Origin of the sequence: Chishuiella changwenlii (assembly GCF_900142565.1) — a bacterium.
In the GTDB taxonomy this organism is placed as follows: domain Bacteria; phylum Bacteroidota; class Bacteroidia; order Flavobacteriales; family Weeksellaceae; genus Empedobacter; species Empedobacter changwenlii.
The window spans coordinates 218,208-233,441 of record NZ_FRBH01000008.1; the positions used below are offsets into that span (position 1 = coordinate 218,208).

General features: G+C 29.6%; 11 protein-coding genes, 1 rRNA gene and 3 riboswitches. Of the genes, 1 reads left to right on the forward strand and 11 read right to left on the reverse strand.

Annotated features, from left to right (window positions below; translation table 11 throughout):
- Positions 1–80: 80 nt before the first annotated feature.
- The 3 genes from BUA86_RS11625 to BUA86_RS11635 all read right to left on the reverse strand — a co-directional run bounded on the left by BUA86_RS11625 (position 81) and on the right by BUA86_RS11635 (position 3,090).
- Positions 81–668 carry a hypothetical protein gene (locus BUA86_RS11625; RefSeq protein WP_072932832.1) on the reverse strand — a complete coding sequence of 196 codons (588 nt, stop codon included), beginning with the start codon at positions 666–668 and terminating at the stop codon, positions 81–83.
- Between the two features lie 35 nt (positions 669–703).
- The gene (locus tag BUA86_RS11630) at positions 704–1,384 is read right to left on the reverse strand and encodes a hypothetical protein (protein ID WP_072932834.1); all 681 of its coding nucleotides are present in this window, start codon (positions 1,382–1,384) and stop codon (positions 704–706) included.
- A gap of 191 nt (positions 1,385–1,575) precedes the next feature.
- Complete coding sequence (locus tag BUA86_RS11635) at positions 1,576–3,090, reverse strand: GH3 auxin-responsive promoter family protein (RefSeq protein WP_072932836.1); 1,515 nt, start codon at positions 3,088–3,090, stop codon at positions 1,576–1,578.
- 51 nt (positions 3,091–3,141) lie between these two features.
- On the opposite strand from BUA86_RS11635, the gene BUA86_RS11640 reads away from it, so the two are divergent.
- Positions 3,142–3,933, forward strand: coding sequence for a DUF2797 domain-containing protein (locus BUA86_RS11640; RefSeq protein WP_072932838.1), 792 nt, complete (start codon positions 3,142–3,144; stop codon positions 3,931–3,933).
- A gap of 90 nt (positions 3,934–4,023) precedes the next feature.
- Here BUA86_RS11640 and metE read toward each other — a convergent pair whose 3' ends face one another.
- The 8 genes from metE to rrf form a co-directional block, all read right to left on the reverse strand.
- Positions 4,024–6,345: a 5-methyltetrahydropteroyltriglutamate--homocysteine S-methyltransferase gene (metE, locus tag BUA86_RS11645; RefSeq protein WP_072932840.1), complete on the reverse strand. Its 2,322-nt coding sequence runs from the start codon at positions 6,343–6,345 to the stop codon at positions 4,024–4,026.
- A gap of 135 nt (positions 6,346–6,480) precedes the next feature.
- Positions 6,481–6,621, reverse strand: a riboswitch (cobalamin riboswitch).
- Positions 6,622–6,798: 177 nt separating this feature from the next.
- Positions 6,799–8,370: a DUF5074 domain-containing protein gene (locus tag BUA86_RS11650; RefSeq protein ID WP_072932841.1), complete on the reverse strand. Its 1,572-nt coding sequence runs from the start codon at positions 8,368–8,370 to the stop codon at positions 6,799–6,801.
- Between the two features lie 136 nt (positions 8,371–8,506).
- Positions 8,507–8,600: riboswitch (adenosylcobalamin-variant (AdoCbl-variant) riboswitch) on the reverse strand.
- Positions 8,601–8,683: 83 nt separating this feature from the next.
- Entirely contained in the window at positions 8,684–9,532 is an 849-nt protein-coding gene (locus tag BUA86_RS11655; protein WP_072932843.1) for a DUF4465 domain-containing protein, read from the reverse strand.
- A gap of 56 nt (positions 9,533–9,588) precedes the next feature.
- The gene (locus BUA86_RS11660; protein ID WP_072932845.1) at positions 9,589–10,287 is read right to left on the reverse strand and encodes a TIGR02117 family protein; all 699 of its coding nucleotides are present in this window, start codon (positions 10,285–10,287) and stop codon (positions 9,589–9,591) included.
- A gap of 21 nt (positions 10,288–10,308) precedes the next feature.
- The gene (locus BUA86_RS11665) at positions 10,309–11,460 is read right to left on the reverse strand and encodes a PKD-like domain-containing protein (RefSeq protein ID WP_072932847.1); all 1,152 of its coding nucleotides are present in this window, start codon (positions 11,458–11,460) and stop codon (positions 10,309–10,311) included.
- 6 nt (positions 11,461–11,466) lie between these two features.
- Positions 11,467–12,603: a YncE family protein gene (locus tag BUA86_RS11670; protein ID WP_072932849.1), complete on the reverse strand. Its 1,137-nt coding sequence runs from the start codon at positions 12,601–12,603 to the stop codon at positions 11,467–11,469.
- Positions 12,600–14,507, reverse strand: a complete 1,908-nt coding sequence (locus tag BUA86_RS11675; protein WP_229731944.1) for a TonB-dependent receptor — start codon at positions 14,505–14,507, stop codon at positions 12,600–12,602. Before BUA86_RS11675 ends, BUA86_RS11670 begins: the two co-directional genes overlap by 4 nt.
- A gap of 186 nt (positions 14,508–14,693) precedes the next feature.
- Positions 14,694–14,882: riboswitch (cobalamin riboswitch) on the reverse strand.
- 264 nt (positions 14,883–15,146) lie between these two features.
- Positions 15,147–15,234: ribosomal RNA gene (gene rrf, locus BUA86_RS11680) — 5S ribosomal RNA — on the reverse strand; the annotation flags it as partial.

Here is a 15,234-nt window from a genome sequence, read left to right on the forward strand (position 1 = left end):
CAACTTTCGTTGAGGAGTTTTTTGTTATGTTTTTAAAATTTATAAAATACTTTTTGAATTATCTTTTTAAATTATAGTAATTAAAAATTATAACCTAAAGACATTGTAATTCCATATATACTATAATTGTAATCTATATTATCTTTTCTATTCTTTAGATTAGACATATATGTCAGATTAACTCCTGAATAAAATGAATTAAAATTATATATAGCACCTGCCTCAGATTTGTATCCAATAAAAAAGGATGGAAATTTAAGAGAATCCTTAAAAATAACACTATTAAAAGATGTATTGGTTATATAATCTATTTTTGGGCCTAGACCTACATAAAAAATATAATTATTATTTGTATTTAACTTATATCTAAAAGTTGTATTAAATTGAATTATATCAAATTTCTCTTTTTGACTTATAGGTTCGTTATTTAATATATAATCTCCTTTTGATCCTATAGAAACATATCCTAACTCACTTGATAAGCTAATTTTTTCTTTATCAAGATAGTCTATTCCCAAAAAAACAGGAACACTTGTTAAGCTATTTTCTAGAATCTTATTATCGTTAACTTTCAAGTTAGAAACATATATTCCTGTTGATACTTTAAGTTTTTGAGAAAAAGAGAAAATAGGTACTAAAATCAATAAAATTATTATTCGTAGTTGCATATATTTAGAGTTTAGGAAAGATTTTCTTTTATTTTTTAATAAGCTATATATTGATATGGAAAAGTTAATGTTCCCATATTCGCGAATGAACTATCAGGAATAGATCTATTAATTCTTTGTCCGAAAGCATTGCTGACAACTAAAATATATTTAGTATTTATTAATAATTTCCCATTGCTTGACATTGAATAAGTTACTCCGAATTCTTCAGAATTTTGATGAGGAGTGAAACCTATGTAACCTCTAGGAGTAGACTCTAAAGCTCTAGCAACTAAAGTATTTGGTGGCAATTGAACTTCAGCAGTAAAAGACCAAACTTCACAGTTATAATAACCTGCAGATAACCCATATTTTCTTGCTATTTCTGGCCTAAAACCGAAAGAGAATACTCTTAGAGGATGCCCTGAACTCATTCTAGTTTTTGTACCAGTAACATAAAGAACTTCCCTTCCATTCCAAGGGTTACTCCTTGTAGAAATATTTTCTGAATTTCTATTTAAAACTGAAGGCATATCAGTATTACTAGTTAGATAATTATTTCCTAAAATATTTAAATCAATTTTTTTAAAAAATAATGAATTTTCTGTTGATTCTCTAAACTTAATTTGATTATTTTCTATATTGGTTGCATCTGGAGAAAAAGATTCGTCTTCATTACAACTTTGAATAAATAATGATAAAATTAGGAGTTTTGAGAATAAAATGATTTTTTTCATAATTAATGTTTTTTTGTTAATAAAGCTGTTTTTCAGCTTACATATACAAATATATTTATCAATTATTAAAAAACACATTATTAAGTACTTAAAACCGAATAAATAAAAACAACAATGCTTTTTATTTATAAATAATTAGAAAATTTTAATAGAGGATAAAATTCATCTCATTACTTAATTATAGATTTTTCTTAAAATACTTGCTTGTTCAATTCAATTAAAGGATCTATAAATTCTCTCGTATTTGATAAACGAGGAACTTTATTTTGTCCACCTAATTTCCCACGAGAAGCCATCCATTCTACAAATAATTTTTTACGAGCTTTATGAACTACTGGAGGATTAAGTGTCATATTATTAAATCTTTTTGCTTCATAATCAGAATTAATATTCTGTAAAGACTGATCTAAAACAGAAATAAATAACTCAAAATTCTCTGGCTCTTGGTCAAATTCTATCATCCATTCATGTGCTCCTTTTTCTTTCTGCTGCATGAAAACTGGTCCAGCTGTATATTCAGAAACTCTCGCATTTGTACGCTCACAAGCTATTTTTAAGGCTTCTTCTGCATTTTCAATTACCAATTCTTCACCAAAAGCATTAATATAATGTTTTGTTCTACCAGAAACTACAATTCTATGTGGATCTGTTGAAGTAAAACGTACGGTATCACCAATAATATAGCGCCACAAACCTCCATTTGTCGTAATTACCATGGCGTAATTTTTACCAACCTCTACCTCAGCAATTGTTAAGAAACGTTGTTTGTCTGATCCAAATTCTTCCATTGGAATAAATTCGTAGAAAATTCCATTGTCTAATAAAAGCAACAAATCTTTACTATGAAGCTGATCTTGAACTCCAAAAAAACCTTCGGAAGCATTATACAACTCAAAATAATTTAATTGTTTTTGCGTAATCAGATTATAATTTTCCTCGTAAGGTTTAAAGCTGATTCCTCCATGAAAAAAAACTTCTAGATTAGGCCACAACTCATCCAAATAATTATTTCCTGTTTCTTCTAATAATTTATTCAAAACAACTAACATCCAAGATGGAACTCCTGTTAAAGAACCAACATCTTCATTTTTTGTTGCATTAATAATTGCATTCATCTTTAGGTTCCAATCCGACATCAACGAAATTTCTCTATTCGGAATGTTTTTCATTTCTGCATAGAAAGGTAAATTATCAATCAGAATTGCAGATAAATCACCAAAACGAGTATCATATTTTTGATATAATTCACTACTTCCTCCAATTCGTAAATTTTTACACATAAAAATTTCGGTTTCTGGAAAAGCATTTAAATACAATGCAAACATTGTTTTACCTGCTGCATAATGACAATCTTCTAAAGACTCTTTACTAATTGGAATAAATTTACTTTTGGCATTTGTTGTACCAGAAGATTTGGCAAACCATTTTATCTTCCCATGCCATGTTACGTCTTTTTCTCCTTTACGTGCTAATTCTATATAGTGTTGAAAATCTTCGTAGAAAACAGCAGGAACACGTTTCTGAAATTTATGAACTTTCTTAATCTCATCAAAATGAAACTCTTTTCCATAAATAGTCGTTTTGGCTTTTTTGATATTCTCAAAAAGCACGCGTTCTTGTGTACCAATTGGATCTTTGATGCTAGCTTCTATTACATTCATTCGGCTTCGCATCATGACTTCCATAATCTTATTGACTATTCCCATCCAATAAAAGTTTTGTAGATTTACACAAAATTAATAAACTTTAGTTAGCAAATGCAGTTTGAAGGGCAAATTCGTAAAATGACGACAGAAAATGGAAGTCCAATTCAATATTATTGGAATTTCAAACACGATTTTATTGTGATGAATCAGTTGTTGGGAAAGAAAATTAAAATAAATTTTGATCATTACGAATGCTTAGGTTGTCATGAGGATAAAGAGATTTATCAAATGGGATATTGTAAAAATTGTTTTTTTACTTTACCACAAGCTAACCCAAGTATTATTAGTCCAGAATTATCAACTGCACATTTAGGAATTGCTCAACGTGATTTAGAGTGGGAACAAAAATTCGAATTACAACCACATATTGTTTATTTAGCTAATTCATCAGGAATAAAAGTTGGTGTAACGCGCTTAACACAAATTCCGACTCGTTGGATAGATCAAGGTGCTTCGGAAGCTATTGTAATTGCTAGAACAGACAATCGTTATGAAGCTGGAATGATTGAGGTTTCTTTAAAAAATGTGATTGCTGATAAAACAAATTGGCAACGAATGTTGAAAAACGACGTTCCTGAAATTGATTTGTATACTCAATACCAAGAAATAAGAAAAGAGGTTAACGAAGAATTTAGACAATTTTTGGTTGAGGAACCAGAAGTATTAAAATTAGATTATCCTGTTTTAAGCTATCCTGAAAAAGTAAAATCGACAAACCTAAAAAAGATGCCAACAGTAGAAGGTGTTTTGAAAGGAATAAAAGGTCAGTATTTAATTTTCGAAGATAATACTGTTTTTAATGTTCGTGCACACGAAGGTTACTATGTAACTTTTGAGGTTTAAATAGTAAAATTATTTTTAAATATATCCAAAAAAAATTCCCAATCTTAAAAAATTGGGAATTTCATTTTTAATTAATTTTAGAGTCAAATATTATATACTTGTCGGTTGATATATTTCTCTTAATTCTTTTGTTGCTGCGACCATTTCAATTAATGCCTTTTCTGTTTCTTCCCAATGGCGTGTTTTTAGCCCACAATCTGGATTTATCCACAACTGATTGGTTGGAATTACATTAGAAGCTTTTTTAATTAAATCTATCATTTCTTGTTTTGTTGGTACACGAGGAGAATGAATGTCATAAACACCAGGACCAATATCATTAGGATAGTTAAAATCGGAGAATGCATTTAATAATTCCATCTGACTACGAGAACATTCTATCGTAATAACATCTGCATCTAAAGCAGCTATGCTGTCTATAATATCATTAAATTCTGAATAACACATATGTGTATGAATTTGTGTAGAATCTGAAACATTACTCGATGATAATTTAAACGAATCTACTGCCCATTTAAGGTATTCTTGCCATTCTGTTTTTCTTAATGGTAAACCTTCTCTAATTGCAGGCTCATCTATCTGAATAATTTTTATACCTGCTGCTTCTAAGTCTTTTACTTCGTCTTGTATAGCCAGTGCAATTTGTTGACAAGTAGTAGATCTTGGTTGATCATCTCTTACAAAAGACCATTGCAAAATTGTTACTGGACCAGTTAACATTCCTTTTACCCATTTATCTGAAATTGATTGTGCATAACTTGACCAATAAACTGTCATAGCTTCTTCACGGTAAACATCGCCATAAATTACTGGAGGTTTTACACATCGGCTACCATAACTTTGTACCCAACCATTTTTAGAAAAAGCAAAGCCTTTTAGTTTTTCACCAAAATATTCTACCATATCATTTCGTTCATATTCACCATGAACCAATACATCTATTCCTATTTCTTCTTGCCAACGAATTGTTCGTTCCGTTTCTTGTTTTAATAAATCGTCGTATTGTTCTGTAGTTAGTTCGCCTTTTTTATATTTAGATCGCCAACTTCTTACTTCTTGTGTTTGAGGAAATGATCCTATTGTTGTTGTTGGATATAAAGGAAGATGAAGCACATGTTGTTGAGTTTCTTTTCTATCAATAAACGCACTGTCTCGAGAAAAATCTGAAGGTTGTACTTCATCTAATCTATTTTTAACATGTTCTTTATGAATTAATTTTGATGTTGTTCGTCTATAAATTGCATCTTGATTCTCTTTATATTTTTCAACCAATGCATCATTTTCAGGATTATTTACAAAATCTCGTAAAAAAGCAATTTCACTTACTTTTTGTTTAGCAAATGCTAACCAATCTTTTATTTCTGATGGTAAATTATCTTCGTTTGTTTCTAAATCTAAATCGTAAGGAGAATGAAGAAGTGAACAAGATGAGGCAATAATAACACGTTCTTCTCCTATTTTTTGAACTGCATTCTGAATAGTTTCAATTGATTTTTTGTAATCATTTTTCCAAATGTTTCGTCCGTCAACTAATCCTAATGATAGATTTAAATGTGCTGGAATTTCATTTAAAACAGTATCTAATTGCTCTAAATTTCGAACTAAATCTAAATGCAAAATATCAATAGGTAAATTAACTGCAAGTGAAGTGTTATCTTTTAATCCATCAAAGTAAGTAGCAACTTGTATAACAAGTTGAGGAAATTGTTTTCTAATTTTCTGATAAACATTTTGATAGATTTCTTTTGTCTTATCGTTAATATCCAATGCTAAAAAAGGTTCATCGAACTGAATAACTTTCGCACCATGTTTTACTAAATCTTCTAAAATTTGTGTGTAAACAGGTAATAAACGATCTATTAAATCTAAACGATCAAAATTTTCTTCTTTTTCTTTTCCTAATAATAAATAAGTAACAGCTCCTATTAAAACTGTTTTTGGCTCGAATCCTTCTTTTTTAGCTGAAATAAATTCATTTAAAATTGATTGAGAAAAATAATTAAAATTCTGATTTTTTGTAAACTCTGGTACAATGTAATGATAATTCGTATCGAACCATTTTGTCATTTCCATTGCAGTAATATCTAAATCATCTTTTTGATAACCTCTTGCCATTGCAAAATATAAATCTAATTCAGAATTCTTTTTATTTAATGCTACTGCATTAAATCTTTCTGGTATTGCACCTAAGGAAAGTGTTAAATCTAAAACTTGATCATAAAAAGAGAAATCATTACATGGAATTAAATCTATGCCAGCTGCTTGCTGAATGTCCCAATTGTTTTTTGTAATTTCTCGTCTACATTTTAGCAATGTTTCTAACTGAATTTTTCCTGCCCAATAATTTTCACAGGCTTTTTTTAATTCTCTGTTTGCTCCAATTCGTGGATAACCTAAAATTTGTGTTTGCATTTTTGTTTTGGTTGTTTTTAATTTTACAAAAAATACAAACGCGAAGTGATGAATAAATACAGCATACTTATTCCCTTTTAACTACAACTTAATTTTACTTAATGTTATATGATAGACTGACTTCAAATCGCGAAAGTATCATCTTATGTTTTTATTGGTAATCTGACTTGTAATTCATCATTACTTACAGTTGCGCGACAGTTCGTGATTCTCACACGATTCTCCAATTTTTTAACTCATAAATTCTATACAAAGTTAATAACTCAAAACAAATAACTTCAATAGTTTAAAAAATAAGTTATAATATCTTATATATAATCTAAAAACAAAATATTAAACTTTAAACAGCCTATATTTAATCACTGAAAAGAATAATATTTGGTCGTGATAAAATTATTTTAAATAAAAAAAGGTTGAGCAATGCTCAACCTTCATAACAAATAAATAATAACACTACTTTTTAATAATCTTATAAGTTGTGTTGTTGGTTTTAATGATATAAACACCTTTTGATAGGTTGTTAACATCTATATTATTTTTACCTTTTTGTAATACTTTTTCTGCAACTTTTAATCCAGCCAAATTATAGATTTCAGCTTTATCCGCTTTATCCGTCTCTATAAATAAAGTATTAGTTACTGGATTAGGATAGATATTTGTTCCTGATTTATTTGCATCAATTAATCCTAAAACTGCTGTAGAAATTGTAATTGGTTGTTCAACAACTTTTCCATTAGAATTAAATGATAAATTGATTGTTGCTGTTCCATTTTTTAATGGTTTGATAATTAACTCTTCCTCAGCATTAATTGATATATCTACTACTTCTTCATTTTCTATAATAGTTAACTCTTTTAAAATCGCTGATGATAAATTATCTTCATCAAAAACTTTATCTTTTAAATCTATTTTCGTTTCAGAATTAATATGATAAGTTGCTTCTAATCCATTTATTTGTGGTGCACTTACATCAGGAAAAACAGGTAAAGCTTGAAACCAATAGTAATCATTTAATTGAATTGTTTTTACCAAATTACCTTGATTATCATATCTATGTACCCAGTTTTTTTCATAATGAGCTCCAAAACCACTTTCTGTTGTCGTAATAACTAATTCATCAGAAACAGGATCTACTCTTACTCCTGCTCCATAAGCTGTTTGTTTATATTGATTTTCTTGACCTGGAATTGTTAAAAAGTTTTCATTGAATTGATTATTATCGATGTCATATTTCACCAAATTAGGTTTTCGTGACCAACTAGAACCTGTAAAGAAATAAAGTACATTACTTTTTGTAGAAGCACAAAAATTACCTGCGTTCCATGCACTTGCATCACTTGAAATATTAGTAGGAACAGTAATTTCTAATGTTTCTAATGTTACAGGATTAATTTTTATGATTTTATTCGATTGTGCTGCCCAAACGTTCCCATCTTTTGATTGAACAACAGAATTAAAAGAACCTAAGATTGTTTGTTTAATTTTATGAGATTTTGGATCTATAATTAGCATACCTCCAGATTGAGAAACTGCAAAAACATAATTTTGAGTTCTAACCATATTTCCTATTTGTCCTTTCTTATTTGTTCCTTCTATTAATGTACCTACTTGTAGATTTTTAATATCAAATAAATATATTCCTTCTGATGTTCCGATGTAACCTGTTTTAGAATCTACTCCTAGAAATGATCTCCCGTCCCCACCAATTGTTGTAAATGAAGCTTCCTTTGTTAATGTTTTAGCATCTGCAACAACTAAACGATTTCCTTGCTTTGAAACGAAGTAAAATTTATCACCATAGATTGTTCCAGATTGAGTAGTTACACCAAACTCTTCTCCAGGATTTACAGTTTTATAGGCATTATAATCTACCGTATTATCTGAATTAATAAAATTAACTGAACCGTTTGAGTGACCAAACCAGTCTTCGTTTACGATAAATACGCCATTATTAAATTCTTTTGTTTGAGCAAAAGAGTAGTGAAGTGCACAAATTGAAACGATAGAAAGTAAAGTTTTTCTCATAATTATATATTCTTTGTTTGTTTTTTAATGAAAAATACAAACGCAAATTGAGCATGAATTAATTTCTAATTCATCTTTCTATCTATTAAGAATGAGATGTAATAGACTGCTACTTCAATCGCGAAAGTATGATCTTATAAGTATTGGTAATCTGACTTTGTAATTAGAAATTACTTACAGTTGCGCGACAGTTCGTGATTTACACACGATTCCCCAATATTTCTAGTTGCCAAAAGTACAACATTATTCGGTTTATAAACAATAAAGGTTGAGCGCTGCTCAACCTTTATAAAAATTACTTATATAAAAAGTTTTATAATTTCTCTACTTTCAGTTTATCCATTGTAAAGTAAAGTGCTGTATTTGCATAACCTGCACTCATGTCTGTTGATTCTAAGAAGAATACTAAATATTTTACTTCTCCTAAAGTAGATAAATCAACATCTTGCCATGTTGTAGAAATATTACCTACTGCATTACGAAAATCAACAAAGTAATGCGTTACAGGTTTTGCTGTAGTAATTTGATTGTTTGCAGAAACACCGTAAATATGAATTGCAAAATAATCTCCTTTTACAAATTTTCTTGCAAACTGATCTCCATTTAAAACTCCATAATAAGACCAAGGACTAATTGCTAATTTTACACTCTTCGCCTTATACTTATTTGTAGTATCGTTGATCTTTACAACACTTGAAAATTTATTAACATCAATATTTTCTCCAACTTTTAATTCGCCATTCAAATTATATTGATCTGCATAAGAAACTAAAAATGGTGTTCCCACTCCATCTGCACCACCTTTTGGCATTGTTCCGTATTGATTTGGAATCCATCCTCCTTCAGACTTTATGTGATCTGTATTATCATTACTATTAGAAACTGTGAAACCTGTCCATGATCCCCATGAAGTTACATCATGGCTAAAATTAAAAATTCCTACATTTAATTCAGAGTTTGCTGTAAGTGTTTTCGACCATATTTTTCCTCCATTTGCATCTAATCCATTCGATAAATCAAATTTTGAGACATCTGCCGTCACAACATTTTGTTCAACTAATTCTGATGCATCGTCGTCGTTATTACATGATGCTAAAAATAGAATAGAAGATGAAACAAATAAAAGATTAAGAAAAATCTTTTTAGTAAAGTTAAATTTCATTTTATATGTGTTTAATTATTTAAATTTTTAATTATTAGAACCTATTTATATTCTAATTATTTCTGATTATCAGTATATTGATAAAGTATTCCTTTATCAAATGCAACCCATTTAGAAGCTTTCATTCCACTAAATTTTAATGCATTATTTGTCCAAGTATTACACGTATGAAAGATACTATAAGATCCTTTTGCTTCATAAAATGCATCATTACGTCCGTATTGAGCTGTAGTTTCAATTAAGATACTTTTATCATCAGCTCTTTTTTGTAATGAGTTACTTATAAATTGAATTAATTTTTTATACTGAGCTATAGAAATCATTGCTGTCTTCGACAGCTCATTTTCCTTCATCGTATCATAATAAGTAACATGCAAAGCTGTAGTACCATTACCAATTGCCGCATTTATTGCTGTTGAAGCTTTTAAATCTGACCATTCTGGTGTATCAAGATAAAACCCCTTATCTCCCCATCCTATTGCTACATATTTAAAATCTGTTCTCTTACCTATTGTGTTTTCAAATGGAAAAATAGTATTCCAATCTATTTCTTCTGTTTTTACTGGCAATACAATATCTGTATGTACACCATTAGATAAAAGATATACTTGTATACTTTTGACTTCTTCTTGTGGAATTTCTTCAACAGTAGATCGTGATAAAACTCTCTCAGTAATTAAATAAACTGCCAAAATAGAAACGATACCAAAAATTAAGTAAAGGATGTATTTTAAAGTCTTTTTAAGTATTTTCATTAAATATGAGCTTATTTATTATTACTTAATATGAAGATCATAAGCTCCTCCAACTTCAGTTGAAATCTCTCCTAACCAACCTGCTTCTTGATTAATAGCTGTATAAACCTTAATAAAATCTATTCCCATTAATTTTACTGGATTTCCATTTTTATCAACTGCCCAATCAATATCTATATTAGAATCTTCACTATCATTAGACGCATTATCTGCATATCCAAAAGCGTATTGCTTACCTGTCCAATATGTTCCATTTCCACTCTGATCTGTATAATTGTCTGGTAAACGAGTTCCTGTAAATTTCAGTTCATTTTGTGCAAACCATAAAGGATAGTAAGATTGTTTATGAAATGAGTTCTTTACTTTAAAACCAGAATTTCCTTGATTATCAGACCATTTAATATATTCATTATTTGGTTTTTCATCTTCAACAGTTGGTTTTTGATAAGTGATTGTATAGTTCTTTATTGCATTAGGATTTTTATACTCACTTCCTGCAATTTCATACCACTCATCTTCGTCTGGTTTTCCATTTTTATTTTTGTCATAAGCAACCATTATAATACCTGGTTCAGATGATCCAGCAAAACCATTTCCAAGAATTTTAAAATCTCTTACATTTGGTTTATTCACAATTGTATGATCAAATCCAAAAACAACATAACCTCCAAAACCTCCAAGACTGATTACTTTTGGCGCACTACCAACTAAATCTGCGGCAGCATTAGCCACCATTTCTGTTTGAGAATTTCCAGTTGTATAAGCTGGAAGTTTATTCACAAATTGTCCAACTGCTGGTAAAAAATCAAATACTTGAGCAATATGTTTACTATACGTTACTGTTTCTTGAGCTATATTAACTGTCGTTGTATATGTTTTTGTTCCTGCAGCAGTTTTAATTTCTAAACTCAAATTATAAGAACCTGCTTGTTCAGAAACAAAACCTAAAACTTTTTCGTTACCAACAACTTCATTACCCAATTTCCAAGTATACGCTGCACTATCATTTCCTAGCGCTTTAGGTACTATTGATAATGTTTTTAATCGCGTACCGTTATAAGAACTTTCTAATGCAACTTCATCATCTAAATGGATAATTGTTTCATCCTCACTACAGCTTTGTAATACAACTAAACTTAATGCGGTTAATAATAGATTTTTTGTGTTTTTCATCGTTTTTTATTTATAGACAAATGCAAAATGAGCAGGAATATTTCCTGTTGTTGTTTTCCACTTAAACATTCCATTCTTGTCAAAACAATAAACAAATCCCATCGAAACATAATCGCCAACATCTGTTAAGAAAATATCTTTCGTATTTGGATGTACAGCTATCCCATATGGTGTTCGTATATTGTTTAATTCTGCATCATTGATTAATTTATTATTGATAATTTCTTCTGTATTTGTATTAATTATACCATAAGATTTTGTTGACTGTGATGTGTTGTAATTAAATTCGTTTGAATAATAATATAACTTATCATCATCTATTGTAAAATTTGAAACAGGTATATTAAAGGTTTTCTTAATCTGATATGTTTGTGAATTGATCACATATAAATTTGATGGAACATCTCTGTAATCTCCTCTAGAAGTTACATATAAATCTCCTTGCGAATCTTTCTTTAATCGGTGAAGATTTATTCCTACTTCTATTTTTTCTGTTTCTTTAAATGTGCTTAAATCTACAACAGATATCGTTTTGTCATAATTTGGAGCTTTATAACCACCAGAATTAGCGACAAATAATTTGTTGCCAATTACCTCCAATTCTTCGGGTTGATAGCCTACTGTTACTTCTCTCATTACAGATAAACTCAATGTATCTATTTCTACAACTTTTCCTAATGGTGCTTTCGGATCAATTGATACTGGTCCTGCATAAGAAGAAGCATAGGCTTTTCCATTTGCAAAAGTTATATACCTTCCATTTTCTAATGGAATTGTTCCGATATGTTTAGCTGTTTTTAAATCCATTACTTCAATAAAATTAGACACATTAATTACTGCATATAATTTATTTCCATAAACTTTTATATCGTTCCCTACATCACCTAATTCTTTTACCATTGTGGGATTTGCAGTCGCATATATGTTTTTTCTATAAACACCTAAAGAGAAGTCCATAAAATCTATTGTAGCAGAATTACTTCCCATATTTCCTTCATTTAATAAGTAAAATCCTTTTACATTATTATTTTCTGGATTAGTAACACCTTCCTCTTCTTCTTCAATAATATAATTATCTTGCGTACAACTATTGATGAAGATTAACAAGAACAAGCAACTTATTATTTGGATTATATTTCTCATAAATTTGCACTTAAAATTATTTTAAATTGACGTCCTGGCATAGGATAATTATAAACGACATCGTATTGTTGATTTAGAACATTATTCAGCTCAAATGAAACTTTTAATAGATTTTGATTAATCTGAAATTCTTTATGTACCCCTAAATCATTCGTAAACCAAGGATTTAATCTATTTACTCTGATATTATCTTTGTGTACATTGTAACGCTCTCCTACATAAATAAAACTATAATTAAAATTCCATGTTCTGTATTTCGCACTCATTACAAAAGATCCACTATTTTTTGGTGTATATGGAATTTGATTTTTATAAAATGTATCGCTAGGGTTGCTTACATCTTGTGCTTCTAAAAAGCTATAGTTCGCTGAAGGTGAAAAATGAATTTCTCCTAATTGAAAAGAAGAACGAACTTTTATATCAACTCCTTTCATTTTTGTTTTTGCGAGATTTAGCATCGTAAATCGAAATAAACTTCCCGATGGTGCTGCAACAATTTTATCTGTAACCTCATTATAATAAGCATCCGCATCTATACTGAATGATTTAAAGAATCCATCTAACAATTTTTTATAAGAAAATCCAAGATTATACTGTGAACTATATTCTGGTTTTAAATTTGAAAAACCAACATTCGTATAATACAAATCATTAAAAGTTGGCATTCTAAATATTCGTTTATAAAATGCTCTAATATTAAAATCTTCTCTTGTAAATGGTTGATAATTGGCAATAATTGTAGGTGTCCACACATTTTTATCTGGCGAACTTGTATTTTTTTCAACACTTTCTTTTACAAAACTCCCTAATAAACTTCCTTGTAAATAAAATTTATCCCAACGATAAGTTGATGCAAATGCAACTAAATTAGTATGTCGTGTAGGATAAGAAAATTCCGCAAGATCTGCATCTAAATTATTAAACTGATAATCGGTAGAGAAACTTACATCCCATTTATCTGTAATAGAATATATGTTTGCCCAAGAAACATAAGCCTCTCTTTGTATATATTTATTTTCAGCTTTTACAGTAGAAACAGTATCTGTATAATGTGTAAAATCGTATGCAAACTTTGCATTTACTTTAGATTGAAATTTATTGAATCTTTTCTCATAGCTTCCTTGTAGAAAATAATTCTTATCTACCCAAGTTTGCCCTCTTCCATCAAAACGTCCACGAACAATAGCTGCAGGAACACCTCTATCCGAGTCGTACAAATACCCTTTAACATTCCAATTCGAATTGTATCCTTTTCCAACTAAGCCTAATTCTACTCGTTTAGCATCTACTTGTCCATCTCTTCTTTTCAAAACAGTATCATAAGCAGTAGAGCCGTCTCTATTTTTTCGTTGATAACGAAATTTATACACACCATTAGTTTTGACATACTCTGCACTCAAAAATGCTGCTAATTGATCTGTAATTTTTTGTTCTACTCTTACAGATGGATTAATTAATTGTATTGAACCTAATTTATAACGTAAAGTAACATTGGTATTCTTATTATCTTTAAATGATGGTCTTTTTGTTTGTAGATAAATTGCGGAAGCGGAAGCATAATCTTTTGCTGGTTGAAAAATATTACTTTTTTGACCATTATAAAGCGAAATAACTTCCATATCATCTAAAGAAAACTTTCCTAAGTCAACCATTCCATTTTGTGCATTTCCAAGTTGAATACCATCATAGAAAACACCAACGTGTTGTGACCCCATTCCTCGGACATCAACAGTTTTTAATCCGCCAACTCCACCATAATCCTTTATTTGTACTCCTGCGAAATAACGAATAGCATCAGCAACTGAATGGCTGTTTAGAGCTTCGAGCTGTTCTCCTTTTAATTCTTGAGCTGGGATAACCGCTTTCTGATTTATTGATAAAATTTCAACCTGTTGTAATTCCATAATACTATCACGCTCAATTTGAGCAAAAGTATTTATAGAACACATTAAGAAAAAACAATAAGCTAGAACCTTTAGAGAATTCATTATCAATTTCTATCAATTAGTGCTAACAGAATTATAGGAAGAAATGAATAGATTACAGAAATAATCTACAAAATTTCCTGCTTCAATCCACGAAAGCATTCAACAATATTCATAAAATTGGTAGGTCTTCTGACTTGCTCTTTCTGAAAAATCCTTCCCATTCTTTCAAATAGTGAATTTATATTATCTTTTCAGAAACTATAGAACTTACAGCAGCGGGTCTGTTCAGGATTTTCACCTGATTCCCTGTTATTAAACGGTTAAGTTTACACCAATCATTCAAAAGTAGAAATATATTTCTATATAAACAATTATATAAGAACGAGATTGGAATTTAGGTTTAAGATATAAGATTATAAGGAAGGGTTGCTAGAAGTTGGAAGTTCGAGGTTAGAAGTTAGTTTTAAGAAGTCTAAGCTACATTGTACTCTTTACATTGTACATTGTACATTATACTTTTTACATTGTACAATAATCTCCTATCTAGTTTCTACTATCTCAAATCTATAAACACAAAAAAAGCCTCAAGTTATTCACTTGAGGCTTTCAATTAAAAACTGGCGACGACCTACTCTCCCGTAGTAACAGTACCATCGGCGCAGGCAGGCTTAACTTCTCTGTTCGGAATGGGAAGAGGTGAGCC

Bases quoted from the DNA above. Each gene is read 5' to 3' on its own strand.
- BUA86_RS11650 (WP_072932841.1), bottom strand. From the start codon at position 8,370: ATGAGAAAAACTTTACTTTCTATCGTTTCAATTTGTGCACTTCACTAC.
- BUA86_RS11630 (WP_072932834.1), bottom strand. From the start codon at position 1,384: ATGAAAAAAATCATTTTATTCTCAAAACTCCTAATTTTATCATTATTT.
- metE (WP_072932840.1), bottom strand. From the start codon at position 6,345: ATGCAAACACAAATTTTAGGTTATCCACGAATTGGAGCAAACAGAGAA.
- BUA86_RS11670 (WP_072932849.1), bottom strand. From the start codon at position 12,603: ATGAGAAATATAATCCAAATAATAAGTTGCTTGTTCTTGTTAATCTTC.
- BUA86_RS11625 (WP_072932832.1), bottom strand. From the start codon at position 668: ATGCAACTACGAATAATAATTTTATTGATTTTAGTACCTATTTTCTCT.
- BUA86_RS11655 (WP_072932843.1), bottom strand. From the start codon at position 9,532: ATGAAATTTAACTTTACTAAAAAGATTTTTCTTAATCTTTTATTTGTT.
- BUA86_RS11640 (WP_072932838.1), top strand. From the start codon at position 3,142: ATGCAGTTTGAAGGGCAAATTCGTAAAATGACGACAGAAAATGGAAGT.
- BUA86_RS11665 (WP_072932847.1), bottom strand. From the start codon at position 11,460: ATGAAAAACACAAAAAATCTATTATTAACCGCATTAAGTTTAGTTGTA.
- BUA86_RS11660 (WP_072932845.1), bottom strand. From the start codon at position 10,287: ATGAAAATACTTAAAAAGACTTTAAAATACATCCTTTACTTAATTTTT.
- BUA86_RS11675 (WP_229731944.1), bottom strand. From the start codon at position 14,507: ATGGAATTACAACAGGTTGAAATTTTATCAATAAATCAGAAAGCGGTT.
- BUA86_RS11635 (WP_072932836.1), bottom strand. From the start codon at position 3,090: ATGGGAATAGTCAATAAGATTATGGAAGTCATGATGCGAAGCCGAATG.